The 14,013-nt window shown below is 45.0% G+C and carries 13 protein-coding genes; 12 read left to right on the top strand and 1 reads right to left on the bottom strand.

Translation table 11 applies throughout. From position 1 onward, the window contains the following. From rplO to rplQ, 8 genes are all read left to right on the top strand, one after another. Entirely contained in the window at positions 1 to 435 is a 435-nt protein-coding gene (gene rplO / locus CCS02_RS19430) for a 50S ribosomal protein L15 (RefSeq protein ID WP_100637475.1), read from the top strand. Next, entirely contained in the window at positions 436 to 1,767 is a 1,332-nt protein-coding gene (gene secY / locus CCS02_RS19425; protein WP_100188181.1) for a preprotein translocase subunit SecY, read from the top strand. A gap of 19 nt (positions 1,768 to 1,786) precedes the next feature. Next, positions 1,787 to 1,900 carry a 50S ribosomal protein L36 gene (gene rpmJ, locus CCS02_RS19420; RefSeq protein ID WP_012071915.1) on the top strand — a complete coding sequence of 38 codons (114 nt, stop codon included), beginning with the start codon at positions 1,787 to 1,789 and terminating at the stop codon, positions 1,898 to 1,900. Positions 1,901 to 2,028: 128 nt separating this feature from the next. Continuing rightward, on the top strand, positions 2,029 to 2,385 hold the full coding sequence (rpsM, locus tag CCS02_RS19415; RefSeq protein ID WP_013797821.1) for a 30S ribosomal protein S13: 357 nt from the start codon (positions 2,029 to 2,031) through the stop codon (positions 2,383 to 2,385). 65 nt (positions 2,386 to 2,450) lie between these two features. Further along, a complete protein-coding gene (gene rpsK / locus CCS02_RS19410) occupies positions 2,451 to 2,843 on the top strand; it encodes a 30S ribosomal protein S11 (RefSeq protein WP_012071913.1) in 393 nt (130 codons plus the stop codon). Between the two features lie 16 nt (positions 2,844 to 2,859). Continuing rightward, the gene (rpsD, locus tag CCS02_RS19405) at positions 2,860 to 3,480 is read left to right on the top strand and encodes a 30S ribosomal protein S4 (protein ID WP_012071912.1); all 621 of its coding nucleotides are present in this window, start codon (positions 2,860 to 2,862) and stop codon (positions 3,478 to 3,480) included. Between the two features lie 33 nt (positions 3,481 to 3,513). Continuing rightward, on the top strand, positions 3,514 to 4,518 hold the full coding sequence (locus CCS02_RS19400; RefSeq protein ID WP_012071911.1) for a DNA-directed RNA polymerase subunit alpha: 1,005 nt from the start codon (positions 3,514 to 3,516) through the stop codon (positions 4,516 to 4,518). 42 nt (positions 4,519 to 4,560) lie between these two features. Continuing rightward, positions 4,561 to 4,938, top strand: coding sequence for a 50S ribosomal protein L17 (gene rplQ, locus CCS02_RS19395; RefSeq protein WP_072841820.1), 378 nt, complete (start codon positions 4,561 to 4,563; stop codon positions 4,936 to 4,938). 131 nt (positions 4,939 to 5,069) lie between these two features. Here the strand turns inward: rplQ and uvrA are convergent, their stop codons facing one another. Next, complete coding sequence (gene uvrA, locus CCS02_RS19390) at positions 5,070 to 7,892, bottom strand: excinuclease ABC subunit UvrA (RefSeq protein ID WP_072841818.1); 2,823 nt, start codon at positions 7,890 to 7,892, stop codon at positions 5,070 to 5,072. A 157-nt stretch (positions 7,893 to 8,049) separates the two neighbouring features. Here uvrA and CCS02_RS19385 point away from each other — a divergent pair, with 157 nt between their 5' ends. The 4 genes from CCS02_RS19385 (at position 8,050) to CCS02_RS19370 (ending at position 13,986) form a co-directional block, all read left to right on the top strand. Then, a complete protein-coding gene (locus CCS02_RS19385; protein WP_100188183.1) occupies positions 8,050 to 9,408 on the top strand; it encodes an MFS transporter in 1,359 nt (452 codons plus the stop codon). A gap of 39 nt (positions 9,409 to 9,447) precedes the next feature. Further along, on the top strand, positions 9,448 to 10,194 hold the full coding sequence (gene ssb / locus CCS02_RS19380; RefSeq protein WP_100637474.1) for a single-stranded DNA-binding protein: 747 nt from the start codon (positions 9,448 to 9,450) through the stop codon (positions 10,192 to 10,194). A gap of 120 nt (positions 10,195 to 10,314) precedes the next feature. Continuing rightward, entirely contained in the window at positions 10,315 to 10,896 is a 582-nt protein-coding gene (gene smrA, locus CCS02_RS19375) for a DNA endonuclease SmrA (protein WP_100637473.1), read from the top strand. 168 nt (positions 10,897 to 11,064) lie between these two features. Continuing rightward, a complete protein-coding gene (locus CCS02_RS19370; RefSeq protein ID WP_100637472.1) occupies positions 11,065 to 13,986 on the top strand; it encodes an insulinase family protein in 2,922 nt (973 codons plus the stop codon). Positions 13,987 to 14,013 lie beyond the last annotated feature (27 nt).

Below are 14,013 nucleotides of genomic sequence, written 5' to 3'. Positions count from 1 at the left end.
ATGTTCTTAAATACACTTCGTCCTGGCGAAGGTAGCAAACATGCTCCTAAACGTGTTGGTCGCGGCATTGGTAGCGGCTTGGGTAAAACTGGCGGACGTGGCCATAAAGGTCTTAAGTCTCGTTCTGGTGGCTCAGTAAAACCTGGTTTTGAAGGTGGTCAAATGCCTTTGCAGCGTCGTCTGCCAAAATTCGGTTTTACTTCACGTCAGGCAAAGTATGTTGCTGAAGTTCGTTTAAACGAGCTTGCTGCTGTAAATGCTGAAGTTGTAGATTTGGCTGCTCTTAAAAGCGCCGACATTCTTGGTCATCAAATTAAGACTGCTCGTGTGATTTTGTCTGGTTCAATCGACAAAGCTATCACAGTTCGTGGTCTTAAGGTGACTAAAGGTGCTCGTGCCGCTATTGAAGCAGCTGGCGGAAAAGTCGAGGAATAAATGGCAAAGCGTGGCTCACTACCAGCTGGTATGCAAAACGGATTAAGCGAGCTTTGGTCTCGTATTCGTTTCGTATTTCTAGCAATTATTGTATACCGAATCGGTGCACACATTCCTGTTCCAGGTATTAATCCTGACAGATTGTCTGCGTTGTTTGATCAAAATGAAGGCACTATTCTGAGTTTATTTAACGTATTCTCAGGGGGCGCGCTTGAGCGCATGAGTATTTTTGCGCTTGGGATTTTGCCCTATATTTCTGCCTCTATTATTATGCAGTTATTGACGGTTGTGAGCCCGCAGCTAGAGCAGCTAAAGAAAGAGGGTGAGGCGGGTCGTCGCAAGATTACTCAGTACACTCGTTACGGTACAGTGCTTCTTGCTCTTGTCCAATCTGCTAGTATGGCGGTTGGTTTGGCAAGTCAAGGGATCTCGTTCAGTAATGGCATGGAATTCTATGCTGTTGCAGTTGTGACTCTTGTTGCTGGTACTGTTTTCTTGATGTGGTTAGGTGAGCAAGTTACTGAAAAAGGGATTGGTAATGGTATATCCATTCTTATCTTTGCTGGTATCGTTGCAGGCTTGCCATCTGCTTTAGGTCGTTCGTTTGAGTCGGCTCGTCAAGGCGATATCAATATTTTAGCTTTGTTGCTAATTGGTATATTAGCCATTGCGACTATCGCATTCGTTGTTTTCATCGAACGCGGTCAACGTCGTATAACGGTTAATTATGCTAAGCGTCAGCAAGGCAAAAAAGTATTTGCTGCACAAAAGAGTCATTTGCCTCTTAAAGTGAATATGGCTGGTGTAATTCCACCTATTTTCGCTTCAAGTATCCTTTTGTTCCCAGCTTCGATTGGCCAATGGTTCGGTCAAGGTGAAGGAATGGAATGGTTGCAAAATATCTCTTTGGCTCTAGCTCCTGGGCAACCGCTCTATGTGCTGTTGTTTGCGATAGCAATTGTATTCTTTTGCTTCTTCTATACGGCGCTAGTGTTCAACCCTAAAGATGTGGCAGATAACTTGAAAAAATCCGGTGCTTTTTTGCCGGGTATTCGTCCAGGCGATCATACAGCTCGATATATTGACGGTGTAATGACTCGTTTGACACTGTTTGGTGCTTTATACATCACTCTAGTGTCTCTGATGCCTCAGTTCTTTGTTGTTGCGTGGAATGTTCCATTCTACTTTGGCGGTACTTCTATGTTAATCGTAGTGGTAGTTGTCATGGACTTTATGTCGCAAGTTCAAAGTCATTTGATGAGTCAGCAATACGAATCATTAATGAAGAAATCTAATCTGACTGGTTATGGTCCAAATGGCCTAATGCGTTAAGCGTAGGTTGGAGTTGAACATGAAAGTACGTGCATCTGTAAAGAAAATCTGTCGTAACTGCAAAATCGTTCGTCGTAACGGTTCAGTTCGAGTGATTTGCGTTGAGCCTCGTCACAAACAGCGTCAAGGTTAATAGCGAGTTCGCTCGATGATGGGAAAGGGTGGTTGATTTATGGCCTAAAGATAGGCATAATCAGCCGCCCTCATGATAGTAAAGTGATGAATTAACATATAATCATCAATAACAACGGAGTAAAGTGAATGGCTCGTATAGCCGGTGTCAATATTCCTGACAATAAACATGCGGTCATTTCTCTGACTTACATCTTCGGAATTGGTCGCACTCGTTCTCGCGCTATTTGCGCTGCTACGGGTGTTGCTGAAACTGCGAAAATTGGTTCATTAAGTGATGATATCCTTGATGAACTTCGTGGCGAAGTTGCTAAGTATACTGTAGAGGGTGACTTACGTCGTGAAGTCAGTATGTCTATCAAACGTTTGATGGACCTAGGTTGTAATCGCGGGATTCGTCATCGCCGCAGCCTACCAGTTCGTGGTCAACGTACCAAAACGAACGCTCGTACACGAAAAGGCCCTCGTAAGCCTATTCGTAAGTAATTTAAACGCGTTTCGCTCTAGCCACTAAGTTTGCTAGAGCTGAGCATTAAATAGGAAAGTGCAATATGGCTAAGCCAGCTACGCGCAACACCAAGAAAAAAGTCAAAAAGACGGTCGTCGACGGTGTTGCTCATGTACACGCGTCATTTAATAACACGATCGTGACTATCACTGACCGCCAAGGCAATGCTTTGTCTTGGGCTACTGCAGGTGGTTCTGGTTTTCGCGGATCTCGTAAAAGTACTCCTTTCGCAGCTCAAGTAGCAGCGGAACGTGCCGGTACTGTCGCACAAGAGTTCGGCCTTAAAAACGTTGACGTAATGATTAAGGGCCCAGGTCCTGGTCGTGAGTCCGCAGTTCGTGCATTAAATGCATTGGGCTTGCGTATCAATAACATCACAGATGTGACGCCAATTCCGCACAACGGTTGCCGTCCACCTAAGAAACGTCGCGTTTAATTGAGGAGACAGATACATGGCTCGTTATATAGGTCCAACTTGTAAGTTGTCTCGTCGTGAAGGTACCGACTTGCAATTGAAGAGCGGTTCACGCGCTCTTGAGTCGAAATGTAAAGTAGAAACGGTTCCAGGTGTGCACGGTGCACGTCGCGGTCGCCTTTCTGAATACGGCTTGCAACTACGTGAGAAACAAAAAGTACGTCGTATGTACGGTATTCTTGAAAAACAATTCCGTAATTACTATAAATCTGCTGCTCGTCTTAAAGGTGCTACTGGTGAAAACCTTCTGCAACTTTTGGAATCACGTTTAGATAACGTTGTATATCGCGCAGGTTTTGGTTCTACACGTGCAGAAGCTCGTCAGCTAGTAGGCCATAAAGGTATTCTAGTTAATGGCGCTACGGTTAACATTCCGTCTTACCAAGTTAAAGCTGGTGACGTTGTGTCTATCCGTGAAAAAGCTAAGAAGCAATTGCGTGTACAAAGCGCACTAGAGCTATCTAAAGGTCGTGCACCGATCCATTGGATCGAAGTTGATTCAACTAAACTGGAAGCTACTTACAAAGCACTTCCAGAACGTGCCGATTTATCAGCTGAAATTAATGAGAACCTAATTGTCGAACTTTACTCTAAGTAAGTTGGTGATTAGGATTAAGAAATAGGTGGATCTATGCAGCGTTCAGTGAGCGAATTGTTAACCCCACGCAACATTGAAGTTCAGGAACTAGGCAACTGTCGCGCTAAAGTTACACTGCAACCGCTAGAACGTGGTTTTGGTCATACTTTGGGTAACGCACTGCGCCGTATCCTGCTTTCTTCAATGCCAGGTTGTGCGATTGTTGAAGTTGAAATCGACGGTGTATTACACGAATACAGCGCAATCGAAGGGGTTAAAGAAGATGTAATTGAAATTCTTCTTAACCTGAAAGGAGTTGCGATCGCTCTACACGGGCAAGATGAAGCAACTCTTACTCTAAGTAAAAAAGGTCCTGGTATCGTAACAGCTGGAGATATCCAGTTGGTTGCTGATGCAGAGATCGCTAACCCGGATCACATTATTGCGCACTTAGATGACACTGCTGAGTTAACTATGCAGATCAAAGTCGCACGTGGCCGTGGTTATGAGCCTGCTGATGCTCGTGTTGCTGGCGACGATGAGACTCGTCCAATCGGTCGCTTGCAACTGGATGCCTCATTCAGCCCTGTTCGCCGTGTTGCGTACAGTGTCGATAATGCTCGTGTAGAGCAGCGTACAGACTTAGATAAGTTAGTCTTAGACATCGAATCTAATGGTACTATCGATCCTGAAGAAGCAATTCGTCGTGCAGCGACTATTTTACAACAGCAAATTGCCGTGTTCGTCGCCCTTGAAAGCGAGAGCGAAGCACCTGTTGTAGAAGAAGAGGATGAGATTGATCCAATTTTGCTACGCCCGGTTGATGATCTTGAATTGACCGTTCGCAGTGCTAACTGTTTAAAAGCAGAGAACATTTATTACATCGGTGATTTGATTCAACGTACTGAGGTTGAGCTTCTTAAGACGCCTAACCTAGGTAAGAAGTCGTTAACTGAAATCAAAGATGTTTTAGCACAGCGTGGTTTGTCTTTGGGAATGCGTTTAGAGAATTGGCCACCGGCTAGTTTGAAAGACGATAGCAAAGTTCTAGCTCGCTAGGTCATTGTTCCCTGACCACCGTAGTTTGGTAAGGAATGTAAAATGCGTCATCGTAAGAGTGGACGTCACTTAAACCGTACTAGCTCACATCGTAAAGCGATGTTTAAAAACATGGCTGCCTCTTTGTTCGAACACGAAGTTATTAAAACTACGTTGCCGAAAGCTAAAGAACTACGTCGTGTTGCTGAGCCGTTGATAACATTGGCGAAAGTTGATTCTGTTGCGAATCGTCGCCTTGCCTTTGCTCGTACTCGTAGCAAAGATGCAGTAGGTAAATTGTTCACTGAACTTGGTCCTCGTTACCAAGCTCGTCCTGGTGGTTATGTTCGCATTCTTAAATGTGGCTTCCGCTCAGGTGACAACGCACCTATGGCTTATGTTGAATTGGTCGATCGTCCAGTTGCAGAAGCCGCTGAGTAATATCAGTTTGTAATAAAAAGCCGAGCTAATAGCTCGGCTTTTTTTTGCTAAAAATTTAGCGGATATTTAGGCGCAAAAAAACACCCGATGAAGTATAGATTCATCGGGTGTTTTTATTTATCTATGAAATACTAGTTAAGCATTTGTTTTAAGAATCGCCCAGTATGAGACTTCTCTGCTTTAGCGATATCCTCAGGTGTACCTTCAGCGACTATGTATCCTCCGCCGCTACCACCTTCGGGACCTAAATCTACGATCCAGTCAGCGGTTTTTATCACATCAAGGTTATGCTCAATAACAACGACGGTATTTCCATGATCTCTTAGGCGATGAAGAACTTTTAGTAGCTGTTCTATATCGGCAAAGTGCAGGCCTGTTGTCGGCTCATCAAGAATGTATAGCGTTGTACCTGTGTCACGTTTAGACAGCTCTTTCGCTAATTTAACTCGTTGTGCTTCGCCGCCAGAAAGCGTTGTGGCTGCTTGTCCAAGCCGAATATAACCCAAACCAACATCGATTAGAGTCTGTAGTTTTCTTGCGATAGATGGGACTGGATCAAAGAACTCTCGAGCGTCTTCAATCGTCATTTCTAGACATTGGTGAATGTTTTTGCCTTTGTAATGGATCTCTAACGTCTCGCGATTGTAGCGTTTGCCTTTACAGGTATCACAAGGTACGTAGATATCTGGAAGAAAGTGCATTTCTACCTTGATTACTCCATCACCTTGGCAGGCTTCACAGCGTCCACCTTTCACGTTAAAGCTGAATCGACCTGGTTTATAGCCTCGTGAGCGAGATTCTTGTGTTGCTGAGAATAGCTCTCTCATCGGAGTGAAAATACCCGTGTAGGTTGCAGGGTTTGATCTTGGCGTACGACCGATAGGGCTTTGATCGATATCCACACACTTATCAAATAAATCTAAACCTTCAATACGTTCATGGGGTGCCGCTTTAAGTGTGGTTGCGCCATTAAGTGCTGTAGCGGCAAGTGGGTACAAAGTACCGTTTATTAATGTCGATTTACCAGATCCAGAAACGCCAGTGATACAAGTCATTACGCCGACAGGGATCTTAAGGTCAACAGTATTTAGATTGTTGCCTGTTGCGCCGATTAACTTAAGGAATTGTTTGTCCTTGGCTTGATGGCGAATGGCTGGGATTTCAATTTTTCGTTTGCCCGTTAGAAACTGTCCTGTAATGGATTCAGGGCAATCCATTATGTCTTGTGGTGTGCCGCTGGCGATAATTTCGCCACCGTGAATGCCGGCGCCAGGGCCAATGTCGACAACAAAGTCGGCGATACGAATGGCGTCTTCATCGTGTTCAACGACAATGACAGTATTGCCTAGGTCTCTTAGTCTGGTCAGTGTTGCTATCAGTCTTTCGTTATCGCGTTGATGCAAACCAATAGACGGCTCATCAAGGATATACATAACCCCTACTAAACCGGCACCAATTTGACTAGCAAGTCGGATTCGTTGTGCCTCGCCTCCAGATAGCGAGTCGGCTTTTCGGTCGAGTGTCAGATATTCCAAGCCAACGTTTACCAAGAAGGTTAATCGGTCACGAATCTCTTTAAGAATTTTAGAGGCGATCTCTCCACGTGACCCAGGAAGTTCAAGTGTTTCAAAGTACTTCAAACATTCAGCGATTGGATAGGTCACAACTTCTGGCAATGTTTGCTCAGCTATAAAGACGTTGCGAGCGGATCGATTGAGTCGAGAGCCATGACAGTCTGGGCAAGGTTGGATGCTGATGTACTGTGAAAGGTCATCACGCACGCTGTCAGATTCTGTTTCGTGATAGCGACGTTGTAAATTTGGGATGACACCTTCAAATGAATGAGAGCGTGTCATTTTATCGCCACGTTCATTGATGTAGATGAAATCTATCTTGTCTTTACCTGAGCCTTGCAAGATGCGTTTTTTGAAATCGCTAGGGATATCTTTATATTTCGATTCTATGTCGAAGCCATAGTGTTTTGCCAAGGCACTAAGTTGCTGGTAGTAAAAAATACTACGTCGACCCCAGCCTCGGATTGCACCTTCAGCAAGCGTCAGAGTTTCATCTTGAATGATTCGATCAGGATCAAACATCTGATGAGTGCCCAATCCGTCACATGTCTGACAAGCGCCGTTTGGGTTGTTAAAGGAGAAAAGGCGTGGCTCTAATTCCGTTAAGCTGTAACCACAAACCGGACAGGCGAATTTACTAGAGAAAATGTATTCTTCTTGCTCGTCATCCATATTGATGACTTTGGCGATCCCGTCGGATAAACCAAGGCATGTTTCAAAGGATTCTGCCAAGCGAAGCTGTAGATCAGAACGAACTTTAAAACGGTCAATGACGACTTCGATTGTGTGCTTCTTGTTTTTTTCTAATGCTGGAGCATCATCTAGGTCGACGACGATGCCATCGATTCGCGCGCGAATAAAGCCTTTTGAAAGTAAGTCACTGATGGTATGTAAGTGCTCACCTTTTCGATCCTTGACGATCGGTGCAAGCAGCATCATCTTAGTTTCTTCTGGTAGCGATATAACTTTATCGACCATTTGTGATATGGTTTGCGCCTCTAGTGGCTCTCCATGATCTGGGCAGCGAGGTTGTCCTGCACGGGCAAATAACAATCGTAGATAATCGTAGATTTCTGTTATTGTACCGACTGTTGATCGTGGGTTGTGAGAGGTTGATTTTTGCTCGATAGAGATAGCAGGAGAAAGGCCTTCAATGTGGTCTATGTCTGGCTTTTCCATCATGGACAAAAATTGTCTAGCGTATGTCGAAAGGGATTCTACATAGCGTCGTTGTCCTTCGGCGTACAAAGTATCAAAAGCGAGAGAGGATTTACCTGAGCCGGATAGGCCAGTAATCACCACAAGTTTGTCTCTTGGGATGTCTAGGTCCACATTTTTTAGATTGTGTGTGCGGGCCCCGCGTATGGTAATGGTATCCATGATTCTCCAATGTGAAGTCGATCAACAGAAAGAAATCTGCCAGTAAATTAAATAACTGTCTATTTTTACAGTAGTTGAAATGGAGCTTCAACGGTATTTTTTGTAAAATTGACAATCTTTTTCTTAACCACCTAAGTTAAACGGTTGAAACCTCCTTATGGATCTACTCGAACGTCGTTCAGTTCTTGCTTTAGCGCTGATCTATTTATTTAGAATGTTAGGCTTATTCCTTATTATGCCTGTCATCAGCGTGGCCGCTGATGGGTTGACCGGAGCGGACGCCGCGTTGATTGGTACTGCTATCGGTATTTATGGTCTGACTCAGGCGAGCTTACAGATTCCGATGGGCATGTGGTCAGATAAAATTGGCCGTAAACGCGTCATTGTTATTGGGCTGCTATTGTTTGCTGTAGGTAGTTTGATCTGTGCCAATGCGAGCGATATCAATACATTGATTGTTGGGCGCGCGGTTCAGGGCGCTGGTGCTATTGCCAGTACCTTGATGGCGCTATTGAGTGATGTAACTAGAGAGCAAAATCGAACTAAAGCCATGGCGATTGTTGGTATTAGTATTGGTGCCTCGTTTATGCTGTCTTTGGTATTAGGGCCTTGGATTTTTGCCTTAGTCGGGCTTTCAGGTCTGTTTTATCTATCCTTTGCTCTATCTTTACTGGGAATAGTCTTGATCATTTTTGCTGTGCCGAATATCGTCCAGCACACTTTTCGGCGCGATACGACACCGAGTCTTTTGGCGTTAGGCTTGGTCTTAAAAGATTCAAGACTACGGTTCTTGAATGTGAGTGTTTTGTTGTTGCACGCGAGCCTAACTGCTTTGTTTGTTACCGTGCCGAATTTGTTGATTCAGCAGTTTGATTTACCCTTGTCACAACATAGCTGGCTATACTTAGCCATCATGGGTTTTGCCTTCGCAGGTATGTTACCATTGGTGATTATTGCCGAATCAAAAGGTAAGACAAAAGGCGTGTTAATCGCCGTGATGATTTTGTTGGGTTTAAGCTCGATATTGCTGCAATGGGCTCCTTACCTTTGGGTGTTTGGGGTGCTGTTATGGGCTTATTTTGTAGGCTTTAACTCACTGGAAGCTGTGTTGCCATCTCTTATTAGCAAGTTAGCGCCAGTTGGTTATCGCGGCACAGCGATGGGCGTGTTTTCTACCCATCAATTTATGGGATCATTTTTGGGTGGCGTTGGTGGCGGTTGGCTGCTCCAGCATCATTCAAGCAGTGGCGTCTTTTGGGTTGTCGGCGTGGTGTTTTTGGCTTGGTCACTTGTTTGTGCCATCCAGCCTGCACCTCGTCAGTTAAGTAGTCTGGCGTTTAGCCTGCCCAATATGACAGATGAAGAAGTAACGAAGTTGGCGGATCAACTTGCAGAAATCCAAGGAGTGGAAGGTATGCAAATTTTTAAAGATGAGCAAACCGCTTATCTGAAAGTCGATAAAAAAATATTAGACAAAGATGCTCTGGTGCGTCTGGCACCGCAAGTGCGTCTTTAAGTAAAACACTATTCTATCTTTTAGTTGGAGAAGAACGTCATGGCACGTGGAATAAACAAAGTAATTTTGATTGGTAACGCAGGCAACGATGCCGAAGTGCGTTTCATGCCATCTGGTGCAGCGGTTGCAAACGTTAACTTAGCAACAACAGAAAGCTGGCGCGACAAGCAAACTGGTCAAATGCAAGAGCGTACGGAATGGCACCGTGTGGCTTTTATGGATCGTGGTAATTTCCGTCTTGGTCAAATCGCAGGCGATTTTATTAAGAAAGGTTCTAAAGTTTACGTAGAAGGTTCATTGCGTACTCGTGAGTGGGAAAAAGACGGCATCAAACGCTACACGACTGAAATCGTAGCGAACGAAATGCAATTGCTGGATGGCCGTGGCGATAATGCTGGGCAGCAAGGCGGTAGTTACGACTCAATGCAAGGTGGTCAAGGCGGCGGTTATGGCAGTGCGCCACAACAGTCTGCTCCTCAACAAGGCGGATATGGCCAAGCGCCAGCGCAACAGGCTCCACAGCAGCATGCACCTCAAGGTGGCTTTAATCAACTTCAAGGTGGCTACCAAGCGCCAGCACATCAAGCAGCGCCTCAGCAGGCCGCTCCACAACAAGCAGCACCACAGTCTTTTGGAAGCTGGGGTAATGCACCACAGCAAGCTCCGGCTCAAGCAGCACCACAACAACGTGCGCCACAGCCAGCCCCTCAACGTGCACCAGCGCCAGAGCCAAAGCCTCAACAAGCGCCAAACTTTGACGATTTCGACGACGATATTCCGTTCTAAGAAATGCGTAGGACCTTTGGTCTGTCTGTGTTGAAATAAGTAAAGGCTCCTGTTTAGGGGCCTTTATTGTTCTATAGTGGTGTGCTAAATAAGATGAGTAAGTCATAGAGGGTTTAGGCTGTGAACGACGAAGATGAAACGTCTTTGTTCGCTCAAGAGGTGGCGGGTATTAAGCCACTTAAAAAAAGCGAAGTGTATCTGGGTAAGAAGGGTCCTCAGGTCGACTTTTCAGCTCGCCAAAAGGCGGCGTTGATCGCTAAAGAGGCGGACAGAAATCATTTGTCGCAAGACTATGTTGAAAAAGTTGAGCCCAATGATGTGCTCGAATATAAGCGCTCTGGCGTGCAAGACGGTGTTTTTAAGCGCCTGAGACAAGGTAAGTATGGCATTGATGCACGTTTAGATCTGCATAGGCATACCGTGGCTCAAGCGCGAGAACAGGTGTATCAATTTGTTGATGACTGCATGCGTAACGATATTCGAGTCGCTATTGTTGTGCATGGTAAAGGGGATCGCACGCCAGACCCTGATAGCCAAGCTATGATTAAAAGCCATATTAATAAATGGTTGAGAGAGCTTGATGCTGTTATGGCGTTTCATAGCGCGCAGCGACACCATGGTGGTTTGGGTGCTGTGTATGTGTTGTTTAAAAAGACGGAAAAAGTACGCTTGGACGATTGGGAAAAACATCAAAAGCGTTAATGCTTTGTTTCGTCTTAGATGGGAGTATTCACGTTAGTTCGTGCAGTAAAAGCCATGTTTTTGCTATAATTCCGCCACTTTGCTGTCTTGGACTTATGTTATCTTGAATGTATCCAAGCTGCCCCAAAACATTGTATTTATCGTATTCTAATTTTATCGAGGTAGAGAATGGCAAATAGCACCGCGCACCATCCTGCGTTTACGTTTCTTCGCAGTGAGTTTATCGATGCTCTGAATGTTACTGTTCAAGAGTTTGAGCACACAGTCACGGGAGCTAAACATTTTCATATCGCGTCTGAGAATGACGAAAATGTATTCTTAGTCGGCCTAAAAACCGTTCCGACGGATTCTTGTGGCGTCGCGCATATCCTTGAACACACGGTATTGTGTGGTTCCGAGCGTTTCCCTGTGCGTGACCCTTTCTTCATGATGATTCGTCGTTCGTTGAATACCTTTATGAACGCGTTTACGTCTTCTGATTGGACGGCTTATCCATTTGCCAGTAAGAATAAGAAAGACTTCCATAACCTTTTAGGCGTGTATTTGGATGCAGTGTTTTTCTCGCGTCTTGATGAATTGGATTTTTCTCAGGAAGGTCATCGCTTAGAATTCGCCGAGCCAGATAATGCTGAGTCAGAATTGACGTTCAAAGGCGTTGTATTCAATGAGATGAAAGGTGCGATGAGTTCAACGACGTCGGTGTTGTGGCAAACGCTAACTAAATATCTGTTCCCAAACAATACCTATCATTTCAATTCCGGTGGCGAGCCCACGGATATCCCAGATTTATCTTACCAAGATTTATTGTCGTTTTATCGCACGCATTACCATCCTTCGAATGCAGTATTTATGACGTTTGGCGATATCCCAGCTGAAACATTACAAGCTGAATTCGAAGAGAAAGTACTAAGCCGTTTTGAGCGCTTAGAAGAGCAAGTTAGTGTGCCGAACGCCAAGCGTTATTTCTCGCCAGTACGAGTGGAAGAAGGCTACGCGGCAGATGAAGTGAAAGAAGATGGCAGCCACGTGGTTGTCGGTTGGTTGTTAGGTGAAAGTACCGATCTAAATCAACAGTTCGAAGCGCAATTGCTGTCTAGCGTTTTGCTAGATAACAGCGCATCGCCTTTATTACGAGTATTAGAAAACAGTGATCTTGGTCGTGCGCCATCGCCAATGTGTGGCCTTGAAGACAGCAATAAAGAAATGAGCTTCATGTGCGGATTGGAAGGTGTAAAACGAGAAGACGCACCGAAAGTTGAAGCTTTAGTCTTGTCGACTCTAGAGAGCATTGCTGAAAAAGGCGTGCCACAAGATATGGTTGATGCCATGTTGCACCAATTGGAATTGAGCCAGCGTGAAGTCGGCGGCGGCAGCTACCCTTATGGTTTGCAGTTGATTTTGGCTGGCTTGTCGACCGCGGTTCATGCGGGTGATGTGATCGCTCAGCTTGATCTTGATCCTGTTATCAATGCAATGCGTGAGAAAGTTCAGGATCAGCAATATATTCCTAACTTGATCAAAAACTTGCTGCTAACGAATGCGCACAGAGTAACGCTAACATTAAGTCCTGATGATGCACTTGAAGCGCGTCGTAATCAGGCGGAAAAAGACCGATTGAGTCAGATCAAAGCGGCCTTGTCCGATGCCGAGAAGCAACAGATCATTGCTCGCAGCGCGGCCTTGAAAACGCGTCAATCCCAAGTTGACGACATGAGCATTTTGCCAAAAGTTGGCTTAGAAGATGTGCCTGCACGTTTGCCAGAATATGAAAATGAAAAAGTGGCAGGTAATTTACCGATTACTTTTTACCCACAAGGCACAAATGGCTTGGTTTATCAGCAGTTGGTGATTGATCTACCAGAGCTAGACGAAGAGGAAATCGAGTACTTGCCTTTGTTTTCTTCAATGATGACTGAGCTAGGTATTGGTGAAAACGATTACCTTGTTGTTCAGGAGCGTCAAGCCCAAGTTTGTGGTGGATTAGGTGCTTCTAATTCGATTCGCGCTACGATTGAAGATCGCCAAGAACTAAATGGCTACTTCATCTTGTCCTCTAAAGCCTTGGTGCCAAATGTTAAAGCCATGAGCGAACTTTTGAAAGACACTATGCTTAATGTACGCTTTGATGAAGCAAATCGAGTGAAAGAGCTGGTGGCTCAACGTCGTGCTCGTCGCGAACAATCTATTACTGGTCAAGGTCACTCGCTTGCTATGACGGCGGCTTCAAGTGCGATTTCTGGTCTTGCGGCGCAGCAAGAAAAATGGAGTGGCATGTCAGGCATTCGTTCAGCTATTGCATTGGACGATGCCATGAAAGCAGATAGTAAAACAGCCGAAAATGTCTTGGCTATTTTTAAACGTTTGCATGAAAAATTACTACAAGCGAACAAGCAGCTTTTATTGGTGGCAGAGCCTCAGCATGAAGCAAGTGTATTGAACGAGGTTCAGGCTGTTTTTGCCGACTTGTCTGCTGGCGGTGTGCAAACTAAGTTTTCTATGGCGCCAGTTGACTCGAAAGTGAATGTTGCTTGGTTGACATCAACTCAGGTGAGTTTCTGCAGTAAAGCCTTCCGTACGGTATTTGGCGAACATCCTGATGTTGCTGCCTTGACTGTGTTGGGTGGCTTCTTACGTAATGGTTTCTTACATCGTGTGATTCGCGAGCAAGGCGGTGCTTACGGTGGCGGTGCGACGTTTGATGGTAGCACGGGCTCGTTCCGCTTCTACTCTTATCGTGATCCTCGTTTGACTGAAACCTTGTCCGATTTTGATGCTTCAATTGAGTGGATGCTAAATGAAGCACACACTGATGATGCGCTAGAAGAAGCCATTTTGGGTGTGATTGGTTCGATGGATAAACCCGGTTCTCCTGCAGGAGAAGCACAAAGCGATTTCTATGTGCATCTGCACGGTCGTAGTTTGGCCTATAGAGAAGCATTTCGCGCGAAGATCTTGGCGGTAACACTTGAGCAGTTGAAGCAAGTCGCTAAGACTTATCTAACGAAAGAAAACGAAAATGTTGCTGTGGTAACGTCAACGTCAAAACGTGCGGAACTAGAAGCGTTAGGGTTTGATATTCAAAGCCTTTAAAAATATTTTTATAATAAAAATCAAAAC

The organism is Marinomonas sp. ef1, from assembly GCF_002806845.1.
Taxonomy (GTDB): Bacteria; Pseudomonadota; Gammaproteobacteria; order Pseudomonadales; family Marinomonadaceae; genus Marinomonas; species Marinomonas polaris.
The sequence above is the reverse complement of the archived record's forward strand: the minus strand, read 5'-3'. Positions and strand labels throughout refer to the sequence as shown.